This window comes from Cohnella sp. LGH, from assembly GCF_017671885.1.
In the GTDB taxonomy this organism is placed as follows: Bacteria; Bacillota; Bacilli; order Paenibacillales; family Paenibacillaceae; genus Cohnella; species Cohnella phaseoli.
This window is the reverse complement of record NZ_CP072117.1, coordinates 871,280-886,509: the sequence shown is the minus strand read 5'-3', so window position 1 is coordinate 886,509 and position 15,230 is coordinate 871,280. Positions and strand designations below refer to the sequence as shown.

Sequence of the window (15,230 nt, the reverse complement as noted above, 5' to 3'; positions counted from 1 at the left end):
AGGAAGATAGGCTATGCGCCGAACGATGGTTGCCGCCCATACGGGCTGCGGGATTCATCCCGACAATACGATGGCTTCTTTCTTTGAAGGAATGGAGCTGGGCGCCGACATCGTCGAAGTGGACGTGCGCGTTACCCGCGGGGGACGCGCCATCCTGCTTCATGACGATTCGCCCTATTTGCGCACGCACGCCTACGAACAGTTGAACGATTCGAGCGTTCGGGGCCTGCTCGACCCGATTTATGCAGAGCATGAAATTGCGACCCTGGAGCAGGTACTGCGAGCCTCCGATCCTCAAGGAACAAAGCTGAATCTGGATCTGAAATCGGCCGACAGCATCGAGCCGACCGTCAGACTGATTCGGGAATTCGAGGCTCAAAAACGCACGTTTATTACGGGGTGCTCGGATCGCATAACAGAGCTGTATCCCGACATTCAAGTGATGCAGAATACGCCCGATTGGCTGACGATGGAGCAGATGGAACGCTACGGGGACTTTGCGGAAGCGGTTTGCGCGGAAGCGCGGCGCGGCGGATACGCCGGCCTGAACATGAACGGCTTTACCTGTCTGCCCCCGATCGTGAAATATGCGCATGCCGCAGGACTGAAGGTATGGGTCTATACGATTAACGAACGTCCGCTCATGGAGTGGTTTCTCGGCATGGGCGTAGACGCCATAACGACGAGAGCGCCGAGGCTGCTGCTGGAGCTTGCGAATGGCGCAAAAAATTAAAAATACCTGTAGCCAAGAGGAGAATTATTTGATATAATTCACTCATGGAAAGCGCTTTCTAAAACAAAGCGCAATTTTTTAACAAGCGACTGGTAACGATTTCAGAAAAGAGGAGTACGAGGCTCAGACAGGCGAAAGCTTCCGGTTTGAATTTCCAGAGAATTAGTTTTTCGCCGCTTTTACACAGTTTTTACATTCGGTTAACCAAATGGGGTTGTACGGAGTCTCCAAATCAGCTACGATCTCTTTGACAGTAGTTCCATTTTCAGGGGAGAAAAGCTTTTGCAGGACGTTCAACAACCGGTAATTCTGTAAAGGGGGAGGATCGAACGGGGAGCTAATAAAGTTTTTGAAACTCATTATGGAATCGATACCAGACGAAATTTCGAAAAGAAGGTGATTCCCGCCAATGAAGCAAACGAACGCCGCGCCGGCGCTGCAGGCTCCAAAACGGAGGCTCTGGAAGGAAATACTGAAGCACCGGTACCTATACATGATGGTGTTGCCTTGTATCGTTTTCTTTATCATTTTCAACTACATTCCGATGGGCGGGCTGCTCCTTGCCTTTAAGGATTACAAGTTCAACAAAGGGATTTTAGGAAGTCCATGGGTCGGCTTCGATTACTTCCAGACCTTCTTTAATTCTTATCAAAGCGGAATGTTAATCAAGAACACGCTGATTATTAGCGGAATGAAGCTGTTTCTGTACCTGCCGTTCCCGATCATTCTCGCCTTGATGTTTAACGAGATTCGGAACAAATGGTTCAAAAATATTTCTCAAAGCATTCTTTACTTGCCGCACTTTATTTCCTGGGTCGTCGTCGTTGGTTTGGTCCAACGCATTCTCGCTCCCGACACAGGTTTGCTTAACCAGTTTATCTCCGGAATGGGCGGAGACGGAAGCACCTTTTTCATGATGGAACCGGACTACTTTTACCAGATCATGTTCGGAAGTCATCTGTGGAAGTCGATCGGTTGGGACTCGATCATCTACATGGCAGCCATCGCCGGAGTAAATCCCGACATGTACGAGGCGGCCAAGATTGACGGCGCCGGCAAACTGCGGGAAGTGTGGAGCATTACGATTCCGTCGATTACGCCGACCATTGTCATCCTGTTCATTTTGTCGCTGGGTAACATTTTGTCCGCCGGTTTCGATCAGCTTTACCTGCTGCGAACGCCGGGGAATATGCATCTAGCGGATATACTTGATACCTACATTATTCAAATAGGCTTGCAGGGCGGGCAATATGGCTACGCAACGGCAGTCGGCATGATGCAAGGGGTAATCGGATTGATTCTGGTCGTACTAGCGAACAAAATTTCTCGCAAGGTATCCGATACCGCTTTGTGGTAACGATTCCATTCGACAAGTTCTCAGTGGTGGAAAACGTCTTTAGACGTATTTCATAAAACAAATTAGCGAAAAGGGGAAATACGCGTGAACAAGAAATGGGCGAAGTTTTTGGCGCTTCCGCTGGCAGCGACGATGCTGATCACGGGCTGTTCCAACAGCAATAACGGCGGAAGCAATGCAAGCAGCAGTCCGAGCGGCGACGCTTCGGTCGCTCCGGCAGACAAACCGGCAACCTGGATCGCCGATCGTAAAATCAAAGGGCTCGTATTCATGGGCACCGACGATTACACGGAAGATATGAACCCGGAGATCAAAGCCGAAATCAAGAAAAGAACAGGTATCGACTTCGAGATCGAGATCATGAAAGCCAGCAAATCGATCGACGGACTCATTGCGGGCATCGCAGCCAACGACTTGCCGGATTTCATCGCGTTCTACTTGAACAACAGCGGACGCCCGGAAATGCCGGTCGTGCTGAAGGCGGCGCGTGAAGGCGTATTCACCGACCTGACTCCGCTCATGAAAGATACGAAAGTATACAGCAAATATTTGCAGGAAGATTTTCTGCCTAACGATACGAAATACGGCGTTATGTTCCGTCCGGAATTCAACGGCTCTACTTATTTCATTCACATGAACGTCAACCGCGAGGGCGGTTACGACTCCCGCAAATATGCCGGAGGACCATACATTCGCAAAGACATCGCGGACGCGCTGGGCGTTGATCCACGCACGATCAAGACGACGGATCAGCTTTACGAGCTGGCGAAGAAGATCAAACAAGGCGGCTTCAAAGACAGCAACGGCAAAGACGTAGTTCCGATCGGCCCGAACTACTGGGGCGGACAGGAAATCGGCAAGCTGTTCGGCGATCTGGAGTGGGGCGAAGAGAATCAATGGATCCGTCCGGACGAATCCGGCAAGATGCAGCACGAGGCGCAAAACCCGCTTGTGATGAAGAAAGTCGAATATGTGCAAAAGCTGCTCTCGGAAAAGCTGATTCACCCGGAATTCTTCACGCTGGACGAATCGCAATCGACGGAAGGCGCGCTTAACGGCACATGGGGAATTATCGCCAACATGCACAACTATCAAGATTTCAACCAAGATATGCACTATCTGCCGCTGGGTCCTTTGAACGGCATTGACGGCGAGTATCAAATGCAGGTCGCATTCAAATCGGGCTACTCGGCGTGGGCGATTCCGTCGACGACGAAAAATCCGGAAGACATTATGAAGTTCGCGGATTATTTGGCTACGCGCGAAGGCAAGCTTCTGTGGAAATACGGTCTGGAAGGCCGCGACTATACGTTAGGCGCTGACGGCAACCCTCTCGTGAAGCAAGAAGTTATGGATCTACGCACGAATGACTCGAATGCAGCCAAAGCGCTTGGCTTCGGCGGCGTTAAGAACTACTGGGGCGAATTGCTCGGCAGCACCGACATCGACTGGATGGCCGACTTCGGAGAAATGGAGTATGGCGATAAGCTGCAGGACTCGACGAGCCAAGGCGCGCTGGAAATCGCGAAGTATTGGGACTGGGACGCGAAGCGCGCGAACGCCAACGTCTTCGACGCTTATTCTCCAAACGCGTTCCTGGGCGAATTCGCCAGAGGCAACGAGCTGAAAGCGGCGTTCGACAACTACAAAGACAGCCTGGTTAAAGCTTACTACAGCAAAACTCCGGAAGCAGGAAAAGCAGTTATCGACAGCGCTCTGAAGCAAATGCAGGCTGCCGGACTGGACGACTATCTGAAACTGCTTGATCAGAAGCACGCAGATCCGCACACTAAGATTTCGTATCGCGCATTCTAATTCAGAATAACGCAAGTTATCAAGCAGGGCGGTTTTATCCGGTCGGATAAAACCGCCTGCCTTTCCAGAGGAGGGGAGTACGTGGGTAACGAATTTTATAAGACAAGTACAAGCGAGAAACTGTTCAAATTTATCAACTACGCCCTGATTGTTGCGCTGTGCTTGTCGATCATTCTTCCTTTCTTGAACATTACGGCTCTGGCATTTAATCCGGGCAGGGATGCGGAAAGAGGCGGCATTTACTTCTGGCCGCGCATTTGGTCGCTGGAAAACTTCGAGAAGGTGTTCGAGTCGTCTAACATCGCCACCGCATTTGGCATCTCGATTTTCCGTACCGTTGTCGGTACGGTCGCAAGCGTATTTCTGACGGCGATGGCGGCGTATGCGCTGAAGAGCAAGACGATTCCCGGCGGAAAATTTCTGACGATGCTTGTGTTTTTCACCATGCTGTTCGGCGGCGGCATTATCCCGTATTACATGTTGCTGAAATCTCTCTACTTGACCAACAACATCTGGGTGTACGTTATCCCGGGTCTGTACAGCGCCTGGAACCTGATCATTTTCCGTACCTTTTTCCAGCAGATTCACGTGAGCCTGGAGGAGTCGGCTCGGATTGACGGATACAACGATTTCACGATTTTCACTCGCATCATCCTGCCTTTGAGCCGACCGGTTCTCGCCGTTATTGCGTTGTTTAACGCGGTTGGCCACTGGAACGACTGGTTTACGGGAGCGTTCTACGTGAGATCGGCCAATCTTCGTCCGCTGACGACGCTGATGCAGGAAATGCTCATGAGCGCGGAAGCCATGCGCGAAACGCTGGAACAGGCGGCAGGCTCCTATCATCTGATCGACCGCATCCAGGTGACGGGCAACTCTCTGAAGATGGCGATGATTATTGTCGTTGTAACGCCAATCATTATGATTTATCCTTTTGTTCAACGATATTTTGCCAAAGGTATTATGATCGGCTCCATGAAGGAATAACCGGTATTTGAACTCGGAACAGAGAGCGGGGGGAATTCGCGATGAAAATAGCAAACCCTTATACGAACCAAGGGACATGGCTGAAGGGCAGCTTCCACAACCACACGACGAACAGCGACGGCTGGTTTCCGCTAGAAACGGTATATAAAATGTATGGCGGGTATGATTTTCTCGGCATTTCCGATCACGACAAAATTACGAAGCACGAGGGCAAACGGGAAATTCCGACCGTATTCGAAGCGATCGAGGTCAGCAGCCGCCAAACGCACATGCTTCTCGTACAGCCGCCCCACAAGATCATGGAAGACTACAGCAACGAGTTTACGATTGAAAATCGCAGTGCGATCACGATTGGAATCCCCATATAGAGGACAAGCTTAATATTAATGAAACCGCCTTTACGATATGCGAACATCCCGGCGAGTGTCGCGAAGAACACCTGAATCGCGCTTACGGCAGCGACTTCCTGCGCCGTGAAAGCCAAGAATCCCAAGGCTGGCGGGATATAAAGCAGCATCGGATATTTAATGATCGACCCGCCGATCCCGACCATACCCGAAATGAAGGACCCGACGAAACCAATAGCAAACAAAACAAGAATCCACATGATATCCAGGTTCATTACGGGAATCCTTTCAGTTGTCTATTTTGGATTTGCAAGACCTTCCATATACCCAACAGGGTATTATTGAGGGCAAAAAAAATTTACTGTTACTTATCGTGAACCGCGCAACGGTTCGGTCCCATCTCCATCTCCCGCTGTTCTTCTTCGTTCGGTGTCATTCTGCCCATATTGGTTTGACGAATTTCTTGATAGGCGTTCGGCTGCGGCGGTAGGTTTTCCGTCACAACGCTTCTAAATTCGTTGTCGCTCTGGATGTTAAGGCCCGGATTGCTCTTGAATAAGTCGCCAAGCCGACCAGCAACCTTCCCTCCTTCACCCAACTCGGTTACTTTGCCAAAGTGCGCCGGAAGAACCACTAAATCATCCGATAGATTTTTATACGTCTCGTACAACGTATTTCTAAGATCCGCTGTCCAGTCCTCTGCCTTGCCGGCCAAGTCGGGTCGACCGATGGACTCGACGAACAGGATGTCTCCGCTAAGCAAGTACTGTTCGTCGATGATAAAGGATGTGCTTCCGATCGTGTGCCCCGGAGAGTAGATCGGTTGAACACGTATTTTCGCTTGACCGACCGAAATCTCTTTCCCTTCCTCTAAGGGTTCGTAATCGAATACGACTTCCGTAGCATCCTTCGGAGGGAGCCAGTATGCTGCACCCGTTTTCTCCGCTAACATTCTGCCTCCTGAAATATGGTCGGCATGCAGGTGCGTATCGAACGTGTGCTTGATCTTCGCGCCTTTGTCTCTCGCAAATTGCTCAAACACGTCAATCATACGCAGCGTGTCGATCGTGGCGGCCTCGCCGCCCGACAATACCATATATGACAAGCAGCCTTTACCGATCCGAACAAATTGGTACAACTCTCCTCCCCCCTTCAAATCGCCGACCTTGACGGGCTCCAAGTACTCACTCCAAGCTTTCATCCCACCTTCCAAGTACTGAACATTCGTTCTTCCCGCTTCGACGAGCTGATCCGCTACGAAGATCGAAGAACCTTCTTTAGAACACACAACAAGGATATCTTTGCCGTTCGGGATCTTATCCAACGATTCGTCTATACCGTCCAACAAATCGAAGTATGGAAGATTCAAGATCTCCGTTTTCCCGCCCTCGATTTTCCAGTTGTCGAACTCCGACGTGTTGCGAACATCTAAGATAAAAAGCTCCTCGTTCGCCAGTATTTTCTTTGTCAGCTGTTGTGGAGTCATTGCTTTTATTGTCATTGCTGCCATCGTAATTGTTCCTCCCGCAATTAATTTTTTTAGTTTTTTCTTAAGCGGTTTCCCCTCTCCCCACATACCCAGTGGGGTATATTTTTGAGTAAAATTTTATACCCCATGGGGTATAAATGTATGATACACCGTTCACTTTATGTTGTCAACTGTCATGACTGCTCATGTTGCTCAACATCCTTCGCCCAAGCCACTTCCCAAGCTCTTCAACATAAGCAGGTCAACCAGCTCCGGCTCGCTTAATGTTTTAGGTTGCTCCGTCCCGAGCATTTCTTTTAAGCTTTCCTCATCCATGCGATCAAGCGCATGGGCAGCACGGGCGACAGCGGCCTCATTTTGCGTAAGCTTTTCCGACACATGAAAATAAAACGGGATCTTACTATCAGGCTTAAGGTTATCTAACCAAATATCGTCCCCGGATGTGTACTCTAGACCGGGATATTTCGCGCTTGGAATTTGTTTCGTCATCTCGTTAGCTCCTTTAGCAAGTAATTTGTAATTGCGTGCCCGACTGGTTAAACGTTTCGGTCTGATGCGATCTATCAATTAAGGTTGTTAATCCTTATTGTGCCAATAATATCGTGTTGCTCTCCATCTTGTGGGTCGTTTATACAAACCCACTGACTCTCATTTATGTTGAGCTCCTCCATGCAATAGTCCATTGCATCTTCTATTTCTACAAACCAATGATCCGCATAGCAACCTTTATCTTCATAGGAATCAAATAAAAATACATAAACCCCATTCTTAGATTCATAAATCATTACCTTTCTTATCTTCCCGATCGGTTCTGTAAGAAGAGCATACATTCTCATTTCAATACCCCATTCAAATATTCTTTTATCATCATCTTATCATTACACTAAACTGCTAGTTACTTCAACAAACCAAAAAGGAGCTTTGACATGGCAAGCTCCTCAACTAGTTGATTATCCCCTATGAATGTAGAATAGATTTATCGTCGGCCCTAATGCTAGCAGACCCTACTATTCATCGGATATGCCAAGCGCTTTGTTCCGTTCTTTAAACCTCTCGTTATGCGACGATACATAAGCCATTCTCGGCGCCTCGGGATCCATGTACCGTTTGGCGCTGTTAAGCGCTAAGGCCGCATCCGTGAACGCCCCCGCAATGAGGTTGAGCTTGCTTTCGTAATTAGCGAAGTCGCCGGCCCCGAAGATGCCCGGCAAGTTCGTCTCAAGTTTCGGGCTGACGAAGATGTTCCAGTCGTCCATATCCAGCCCCCAATCCTTGATGCCTGTAAAATCGGACTTCAGACCGTGGTTGACGATAACCTCGTCTATTTCTAACTCGCGCGAGTCCCCTGATTCGATATGGGTAATCGTCACCCGTTCAATCGTCTTTCCATTGCCGCTGTACAACTGTGTGACTTCATATGGCGTAAGCACATCGGCAGAAGACTCCTTCATTCGAACTATGTTTTTCTCATGTCCGCCGAAGCGGTCGCGCCTATGCACGATTGTGACCTGAGCAGCGATGGGAACCAGCTCGTTCGCCCAATCGACAGCGGAGTTTCCACCGCCCGAAATAAGTACTCGTTTTCCCCTAAAAGGCTCCAGCTCCTGCACCGTATAGTGCAGATTGGACACCTCATAGCGCTCAGCCCCTTCCAGCTCCAGCTTCGCCATTCGCAGAATGCCGCGGCCGATAGCCAGAATGACCGTGCGTGTCCAGTGCTTCTCCCCCGTTGCCGCCTCCAGAATGTACGTCGAATCCGCTTGTTTCTCCAATCCGATAATGTGCTGGCCGAATACAATTGTCGGGTCGAACGTCTTCGCCTGCTCCGACAATTGGATGATTAACTTCTCGCATAAGATCGGCGCAACCCCTCCAACATCCCAAATCATTTTCTCGGGATAAATAAGCATCCGCCCGCCCAGCTCGTCTTTGGCCTCTATTAGCTTCGTCTTTAAATCGCGCATTCCACTATAAAAAGCAGTATACATTCCCGCAGGACCACCGCCGATAATCGTCACATCGTATAATTCAAGCTGCTCAGTCAATTGATGTTCTCCTCCAGCCGACTCATGTGACGGCCATGCTATGATAATCATTATCAATATAATTGTAGCTTCGGCGACGTGACGATAACAATGGACAAAATCGACGGTTATTTTTATACAAAATGGAGGATGCAGACCTTTTAATCGCAAGCAAAACCAAATCAAGCTAACAATCGCAAGATATCATCGATTTTTTTGCCGTTGGAAATAACTCCGTTATTCATCCAGGTTAGAAAATCAACCTCGTAAACGCGGTTGTTTCGTACAGCGGGCAGATCGCGCCACTCTGGCTGCTCCAGCAGTTCCCTCTCCTTTCCTTCTGCCTGGCTATGCCACTTATCGAAAGTAATGAACAGATGATCAGCGGTTAACGCACGCAGGTCCTCTACAGAGAGATTGAACATGCCCGGTCTATTCGCTTTTGAAGCTACGCCTACTGCGGGGTGGGAGCGCAAACCAACGTCGTCGTAAAGAACAGCCGAAACAAAGCCTTGCCCTTCTTCCGTATATTGGAAGATGTGGTCCGCAGAGATACGCAAGAAAGCGACCGTTTCACCTTTCATGACCCGACTCAGCTTATGACTCGCGCTCCGTGCTTTGAAAGCATACTTTGCGATAGCCTCGTCTGCCAACTCCGTCCGACCGAAATAATCGGCGACAGTACGCAGCAGCGTACGCCAATTATGGGTCTGTTCACGCAGGATGCATGTGTTGGATATCCGTCGGCACTGAGAATATTGCTGTTGCTCGTAACGATCCGCAAGTAATATCAAATCCGGCTTATATCCGGAAAGCGCGTCAAAATTGCCGCCGTTCTCGTCGAACGTCGGAATATGGTTTAAGCCTAGATAGTCTTGTTTTCCCCATTTCGCATGCCAATACTGGACGATAGGCTGCATATCCAGCGCGACTATGAAATCCTCCAAATACGGCGCAACTACTCTAAGCTGTCCCTTGCGGCTGCGACGGTATTGTCCGGGCGAGATGCCTACCGTCTGCTTGAAACGACGATTGAAATAATACTCATTATTGAAGCCTGCATTCAGCGCAATATCGAGCAGCTTGTCATCGGCGCTTGCCAGCCACTTCTTGGCTTGATTAATCCGTACTTCATTCAAGTACTGGAGCGGTACTTGACCCGTAGCCTCTTTGAACAGACGGGTATACTTCCAGCGATCAATGCCTGCGAGGGAGGCCAGCTCCTCCAAGGTCAGAAGCTCACGGTAATACTGATGAATATGCCGTATGCTAAGCTCTACCCCATCCCGCTCGATATCCGTTCCCTTATCCTCCGCTGCCGGTGCATTTTGGCGGAATAGAAAGAGCAGCAGCTCTTGAAATCTCACAAATCGTTGGAACAGCTCGAGCTCGCCGCTCGCCTCGCGGAGTCCATATAACTCATCAAGCAGCTCCATCGTCTTCGCGAAGGGTACGCAGGTAAGCTCTTGCTTATCCGGCAGCAAGCTTGAGACTGCATCATAACCGCTAGCTACGAAGCGTACTCGATAATAACTGCCGCTCATAACCTCTTGATCAACACATAAAGATCTTCCAGACCTCTGCAAATAACATTTTCCTTGTCCCGTCCCGCTCATGATAACGAGCAGTTCAAAGCTTTCCTTATCGTTCCCATCGCTACCGTCCAATTCACTCATTTCCGCTTGCTCGCCCGCAACGATTAAGCGGATCGATCGCAGCGCATATTGGACTACAGGAGCAGTCCCCGCTTGTTTGCGCTGTTCAATATCCATCGTTCCTATCAACCGCCCTCTAATTGATATTCATTCTCAATGAATACAGTATAAATCAACACAAGCCGCCCATCAACCTGCGTTGATAAGCGGCTCTTTCCCAATTATGGCGATTAGTCCCGCCAATGAACTTATTCTATTTCCTGCTAAGAAACCAGCAATCGAAGTAAATCATCCATCTTCAAGCCATTGGCCGTAATGGCTCCCGTCTGCCAATACGATCTCTCTACGGGATATACATGGCCGTTCTTAAATGCAGGAACGGTCTTCCATAACGGATCCGCCTTCATTTCCTCAAGCGCTTTCGCGTTGCTCTCTTCCTCCCACGTCCCGTTGGACGGAAGCAAAATAATATGGTCCGCGTCAAGCTCCGGAATGACCTCCTTCGACAAGACGATATTGCCCTCCGTCATCGCCTCGGCGAACCCCGGCGCCTTCAGCCCAAGATCCTCATACAAGATTTGTCCGACAAACGTGTTATGAATGCCGAAAATATTAACCGATTTGTCTACGACGTTCATCCGCAGAACAACAAGCTTCTCATCGCCGATCGCCGCGTTCAGCTTCGCCTTCATATCGCCAATACGGGCTTCGTAATCGGCAAGAACCTGCTCCGCCTTGTCGCTGAGACCAAGCAAATCGGCGATTAAAGTCAATGTTTTGCGTGAATCCGCAAGTACGTCGTCCGGCAAACGGAACGTCGGCGCAACCTTGGAATAGATCTCGTATTTTTCTGCATCGACCTCTCCGGCGCCGATGATCAAGTCCGGCTCGGACACAAGCAAAGCTTCGATACTGCCGGTTACGTCAAACAACGGCACTTCCAGCTTCAAATAATCCTGCTTGCCCCACATCGGGTTATAATATTGCACAATAGGCGTTACCCCAAGCGCAACCAAATAATCTTCGCGATAAAGAGCCGAGATTCGCTTCGGATTTGCCGGAATCTCTACCTCTCCGAAACCATCGGTCACGATGCGCGTTTTCTTCTGAGACGGAGCTTGGCTTGGCGCTGTCGTTGCCGTTGCCTGTGCAGGCCCGTCGGCAGTCGCCGTGGCCACAGCTTGATCGCCTGTCGAGCCGCAACCCGTCACCGTAATCATTGCTGCCGTTATAAGCGATATCCATCCTGTTTTCATAACTCCCGATCTTGCCATAAATAAATTCACTCCCACAAGTTTTAGGTTTTGTAGCAAAACAATTCGCTTATTTATAATGATAATCATTATCATTCCGCTTTAGTAGATTGTACCCAAATTGCATTGCATGCTCAATACACATTCTCTACGAACGTCTTTATACAAACTCGTCACTTTCTTGGTCCCACCCGGCAATCGGTTCACATCCCCCCATAGAATGTCTTTAAAATAAGAAAAAGCCGCAAGTATTATCTTGCGACCGAAATGTACGTTAAGTTAATAAGCTTGCCAACCAGTAAATTCAGGATTCAATTGCGACGAGCCGTTCGCTCTATGGCATCAGCGGTTACTTTGTACAGTTGATGCGGCAGATCGTGTCCCATGCCGTCAACCAGCATTAGCTCGGCGCCCGGGATGGCAGAAGCCGTATCCTCGCCGCACTCCGGGACGAACAGGGGATCGTCCGTCCCATGTATGACAAGTGCCGGCACTTTTAGGGTCGCTAACCGCGGACGACGGTCACCGGAGACAGCGATCGCAGCAATTTGTCGACCGACACTGCCTGGATCATAGGCTCGCTGGACTTCCTCCAGAATGAGGGCTCGATAAGCGTCTTCCTCAAATGGATAGCCATTGCCGGCAATGCGTTTGGCAAAAGAGAGGCTGTGCGCCAAAAATTTCGCTTCATCCTCAAAGGGGTTCGGCGCCGGTTTAGTCATCATCGCCATGACATCCGGGGAAGCTTGTGGAAGACTGGGGTTCCCGGAACTAGACATAATGGAGGTGAGTGACAAAACTCGTTCAGGGTACTCGCTGGCTGCAATCTGGGCGATCATTCCGCCCATCGACCTGCCGACGAAATGTGCCTGATCAATTGAAAGGGCGTCGAGCAGTCCGATAGCGTCATTGGACATGTCATCGAGAGTATAAGGGATGTCCGGTCGCTGTCCTGACATGAGAGCAGTCGCCAGTGCGTCAAAATCCAGCGCCCGGTATTGGCTAAAGTGTGTCGAGCAACCTACGTCGCGATTGTCAAAGCGGATCACGCGAAAGCCTCGCGATGCTAATATCCGACAAAACGGAACCGTCCATCGGATCATCTGGGTTCCAAGCCCGGCGATTAGGATAATAGCCTCGTCCTTTTCGTTACCGAAACTGTCATAGGCCAAATCAATGCCGTTAACTTTCAGAATGTTCATGATCGTATTCTCCTCCAATTAATTCGGCATCGTAAGTTCTGCCATGGGCAGAAGGCGTGAATCTTCGATCGCTGCAGTCCGATGCCCGATACCGGCCAGGTAGTCTTGATGACTTGAAAAAGCAAGAAACGACTGCGCGCTGGTCTGGCGGATCAGCATAACAAGATCCCATCTTTCGTCTTCGGGTCCGATAAGAAACTCTCCGCCATCGCCCAGAAACATGATTTGGCCTCCGCTTTCACGGAGAAATGGCAGGGTGTGCTCAATATAGCGGTTGAAAGCTTCGGCACCGCTGATTGGTTCCTCCGGCGTTAGTTCAGGATTGGCTGTGTAATCGGCAACGTCACGAAAACGAAGCAGGTTCAACATGACGATGCTGCCCTCAATGCCTCGCTGCATGAACCTCATGCCGGCGCGTTGCGATGGTTCGATGTAACGAATAGATCCAAACTCCGTCATAACTGCTCCTCTCGTAGTTCTTTCCCTTCAGGGAATGCATTAGCCGCTAATTTTTTGATGTGGTTTCTGATATCAGGTGCCCAGTCATCTATGAAGTGGTAGAAACGATCCGAATCGCCAGCATACAGTTCCCGCAGAGCTTCTTCGTACTGATGGAAGTTCCCGGCCATAGCCGTCATAAAGTAATAGGTTGCTTCTTGTGACTCTCGTATCTTGCTCTGTTCTCCTCCAGCACGGCGAGCTTCGTCAACGAGTTTTCGTAATGTTACCGACGCCCCTCCAGGTTGACTCTTGAGCCATTCCCATTGCCGCGGCAATAACGTAACCTCACCGGATACAACCCCCAGATTGGGTCGACCGACCCGCCGTGTAGGTTGGTGTTTCACATCCTTACTGGGCAAGTCACCAAACTGTTCTCCTAATCGTTTGAGCACGTCATCTGTCTTCCCACGAAAATCAACATCTATTTGTTTCCCCGTGGAATCGTCAAATATAAGCAACTGCATGAGATCTTTGTCATCCAGAGCATCCTTCACTGTAGAAACAACGTGATGTAAAGAACCACTGGCGACGACTCCCACACCCAAAAATGCCGTGCAGTAAAAGGTCGTCAGGTCATTTTTCATGCTGTACCTCCTCCTCTGAATACCTGCATTAATTATACCCGGGTAAAAATAAAAGTCAATATTACCCGGGTAAAATATAATTTACTGCAACACTACTTAACTCCTCGAATACCCTTGTAGACAGATTCACACAGCTCCGTTGTAAACCTGCCTGACATACCTTCAAGCGCCGTGTTGGTGAACGCTACAACACTAAGCTCCTCACTCGGATCGACAAACCAGGAGTGACCATAGGTGCCGCCCATCCGCCACGTTCCCGGCGATTCCGGTGTATTAGCGTCCGCCGGGTCTTTAAGCAGCGTGAACCCAAGTCCAAATCCCCTCCCCGGCCAATAGGGCATCTCAAGGCTACCAATTTGATTGGTTGTCATTTCCCTGACAAGAGCCTCCGGCAGAATCGGATTTCCTCCCTGCCGCAAAGCTTCCAGCAGTTTAAGAAAGTCTCCTGCACTGCCAATCATGCCGGCTCCCCCGGAAGGATAAGCTGTCTTATCGGTAAACCTGTTGGGTGAAAGAAGAAATCCTGCCGTCCCCTCGATGAAAGGAACGGTATCAAAATCGTGCAAGCGCCTGGGCTCTTCAGCGCTGTCTGCGTAAGCTGCGGTCAATCTGTCCATGTCCACGGGCTTGAAATCCGTGTCCATCATGGAAAGCGGATGAGTGACAAGCATCCGTACAGCTTCACTAAGCGGCATTCCAGTGACCTTCTCAATGACTGCTCCGAGCACGTCTGTTGCTATGGAATACCTCCACATTTTCCCCGGCTCATAGAGAAGCGGTACAGAAGCGAGTCTTTGCAAATTCTCTTCAAGTGTAATTCCCGCCAAATCCATGCCGTCCGATACCCCCGCAAGCTCATAAGTTCCCTTTTTTTCCTGGAAGAAACGGTAGGTTAAGCCTGCGGTATGCGTCATCAGCTGGTGAACGGTCATGATGGCATACTGTCCGTTTTGCAGCTTGGGACGAAAGGCGGGCAACCATTTTTCCACCAGATCGTTTAACTGCAATCTCCCTTGCGAAATTAATACTAAGGCTGCCGTGGACACGACCGGCTTGGTGACCGAAGCATATCTAAACAATGCATTTTCCTGCATCGGCCGTTTCTGCTCGCGGTCGGCCCAACCAGCAGGTCTGCTGTAAACGAGGTTTCCGCCTAAAGCAATTTGGACGACGGTACCCACGATCCTTTTTTCCTCAAGTGTGCGGTCAATTACCTCATTGACGCTTTTATGCAGCAATTCCAGATCATTTTTCCTCACGCTTCTCATCCTCTCTATCCTCAC

Annotated in this window: 15 protein-coding genes and 1 pseudogene; 5 read left to right on the top strand and 11 right to left on the bottom strand. The window is 49.8% G+C overall.

All coding sequences use genetic code 11. From position 1 onward, the window contains the following. Window positions 1-13 precede the first annotated feature (13 nt). From J4772_RS03525 to J4772_RS03505, 5 genes are all read left to right on the top strand, one after another. A complete protein-coding gene (locus J4772_RS03525) occupies window positions 14-733 on the top strand; it encodes a glycerophosphodiester phosphodiesterase (RefSeq protein WP_209074167.1) in 720 nt (239 codons plus the stop codon). Window positions 734-1,142: 409 nt separating this feature from the next. Further along, window positions 1,143-2,090, top strand: a complete 948-nt coding sequence (locus tag J4772_RS03520; protein WP_116061641.1) for an ABC transporter permease — start codon at window positions 1,143-1,145, stop codon at window positions 2,088-2,090. A gap of 84 nt (window positions 2,091-2,174) precedes the next feature. Next, window positions 2,175-3,905, top strand: coding sequence for an extracellular solute-binding protein (locus J4772_RS03515; RefSeq protein WP_246016563.1), 1,731 nt, complete (start codon window positions 2,175-2,177; stop codon window positions 3,903-3,905). Between the two features lie 81 nt (window positions 3,906-3,986). After that, a complete protein-coding gene (locus J4772_RS03510) occupies window positions 3,987-4,892 on the top strand; it encodes a carbohydrate ABC transporter permease (RefSeq protein WP_116061642.1) in 906 nt (301 codons plus the stop codon). A gap of 41 nt (window positions 4,893-4,933) precedes the next feature. Next, window positions 4,934-5,260 (top strand): PHP domain-containing protein, encoded by a 327-nt coding sequence (locus J4772_RS03505; protein WP_247741004.1) that lies wholly within the window; start codon window positions 4,934-4,936, stop codon window positions 5,258-5,260. Here J4772_RS03505 and J4772_RS03500 read toward each other — a convergent pair. From J4772_RS03500 to J4772_RS03450, 11 genes and pseudogenes are all read right to left on the bottom strand, one after another. Beyond that, window positions 5,236-5,514: pseudogene (locus J4772_RS03500) on the bottom strand (TSUP family transporter); the annotation flags it as partial. The gene J4772_RS03505 and the pseudogene J4772_RS03500 overlap by 25 nt on opposite strands. Window positions 5,515-5,603: 89 nt before the next feature. After that, entirely contained in the window at window positions 5,604-6,740 is a 1,137-nt protein-coding gene (locus J4772_RS03495; protein WP_209076911.1) for an MBL fold metallo-hydrolase, read from the bottom strand. 180 nt (window positions 6,741-6,920) lie between these two features. Continuing rightward, the gene (locus tag J4772_RS03490; RefSeq protein WP_209074166.1) at window positions 6,921-7,217 is read right to left on the bottom strand and encodes a hypothetical protein; all 297 of its coding nucleotides are present in this window, start codon (window positions 7,215-7,217) and stop codon (window positions 6,921-6,923) included. A 74-nt stretch (window positions 7,218-7,291) separates the two neighbouring features. Further along, complete coding sequence (locus tag J4772_RS03485; RefSeq protein ID WP_209074165.1) at window positions 7,292-7,564, bottom strand: hypothetical protein; 273 nt, start codon at window positions 7,562-7,564, stop codon at window positions 7,292-7,294. Between the two features lie 171 nt (window positions 7,565-7,735). Beyond that, complete coding sequence (locus J4772_RS03480; RefSeq protein ID WP_209074164.1) at window positions 7,736-8,773, bottom strand: NAD(P)/FAD-dependent oxidoreductase; 1,038 nt, start codon at window positions 8,771-8,773, stop codon at window positions 7,736-7,738. A 161-nt stretch (window positions 8,774-8,934) separates the two neighbouring features. Then, window positions 8,935-10,524 carry a helix-turn-helix domain-containing protein gene (locus tag J4772_RS03475; protein WP_209074163.1) on the bottom strand — a complete coding sequence of 530 codons (1,590 nt, stop codon included), beginning with the start codon at window positions 10,522-10,524 and terminating at the stop codon, window positions 8,935-8,937. A gap of 146 nt (window positions 10,525-10,670) precedes the next feature. Next, window positions 10,671-11,681: an ABC transporter substrate-binding protein gene (locus J4772_RS03470; RefSeq protein ID WP_209074162.1), complete on the bottom strand. Its 1,011-nt coding sequence runs from the start codon at window positions 11,679-11,681 to the stop codon at window positions 10,671-10,673. A gap of 290 nt (window positions 11,682-11,971) precedes the next feature. Further along, window positions 11,972-12,862, bottom strand: coding sequence for an alpha/beta hydrolase (locus tag J4772_RS03465; protein ID WP_209074161.1), 891 nt, complete (start codon window positions 12,860-12,862; stop codon window positions 11,972-11,974). An 18-nt stretch (window positions 12,863-12,880) separates the two neighbouring features. Then, window positions 12,881-13,321 carry a DUF1330 domain-containing protein gene (locus J4772_RS03460; RefSeq protein WP_209074160.1) on the bottom strand — a complete coding sequence of 147 codons (441 nt, stop codon included), beginning with the start codon at window positions 13,319-13,321 and terminating at the stop codon, window positions 12,881-12,883. Then, on the bottom strand, window positions 13,318-13,947 hold the full coding sequence (locus J4772_RS03455) for a DUF2239 family protein (protein WP_116062119.1): 630 nt from the start codon (window positions 13,945-13,947) through the stop codon (window positions 13,318-13,320). Before J4772_RS03455 ends, J4772_RS03460 begins: the two co-directional genes overlap by 4 nt. A 92-nt stretch (window positions 13,948-14,039) precedes the next feature. Next, the gene (locus tag J4772_RS03450) at window positions 14,040-15,206 is read right to left on the bottom strand and encodes a serine hydrolase domain-containing protein (protein WP_209074159.1); all 1,167 of its coding nucleotides are present in this window, start codon (window positions 15,204-15,206) and stop codon (window positions 14,040-14,042) included. Window positions 15,207-15,230 lie beyond the last annotated feature (24 nt).

Bases quoted from the DNA above. Each gene is read 5' to 3' on its own strand.
- J4772_RS03525 (WP_209074167.1), top strand. From the start codon at position 14: ATGCGCCGAACGATGGTTGCCGCCCATACGGGCTGCGGGATTCATCCC.
- J4772_RS03520 (WP_116061641.1), top strand. From the start codon at position 1,143: ATGAAGCAAACGAACGCCGCGCCGGCGCTGCAGGCTCCAAAACGGAGG.
- J4772_RS03505 (WP_247741004.1), top strand. From the start codon at position 4,934: ATGAAAATAGCAAACCCTTATACGAACCAAGGGACATGGCTGAAGGGC.
- J4772_RS03495 (WP_209076911.1), bottom strand. From the start codon at position 6,740: ATGACAATAAAAGCAATGACTCCACAACAGCTGACAAAGAAAATACTG.
- J4772_RS03490 (WP_209074166.1), bottom strand. From the start codon at position 7,217: ATGACGAAACAAATTCCAAGCGCGAAATATCCCGGTCTAGAGTACACA.
- J4772_RS03485 (WP_209074165.1), bottom strand. From the start codon at position 7,564: ATGAGAATGTATGCTCTTCTTACAGAACCGATCGGGAAGATAAGAAAG.
- J4772_RS03475 (WP_209074163.1), bottom strand. From the start codon at position 10,524: ATGGATATTGAACAGCGCAAACAAGCGGGGACTGCTCCTGTAGTCCAA.
- J4772_RS03470 (WP_209074162.1), bottom strand. From the start codon at position 11,681: ATGGCAAGATCGGGAGTTATGAAAACAGGATGGATATCGCTTATAACG.
- J4772_RS03465 (WP_209074161.1), bottom strand. From the start codon at position 12,862: ATGAACATTCTGAAAGTTAACGGCATTGATTTGGCCTATGACAGTTTC.
- J4772_RS03460 (WP_209074160.1), bottom strand. From the start codon at position 13,321: ATGACGGAGTTTGGATCTATTCGTTACATCGAACCATCGCAACGCGCC.
- J4772_RS03455 (WP_116062119.1), bottom strand. From the start codon at position 13,947: ATGAAAAATGACCTGACGACCTTTTACTGCACGGCATTTTTGGGTGTG.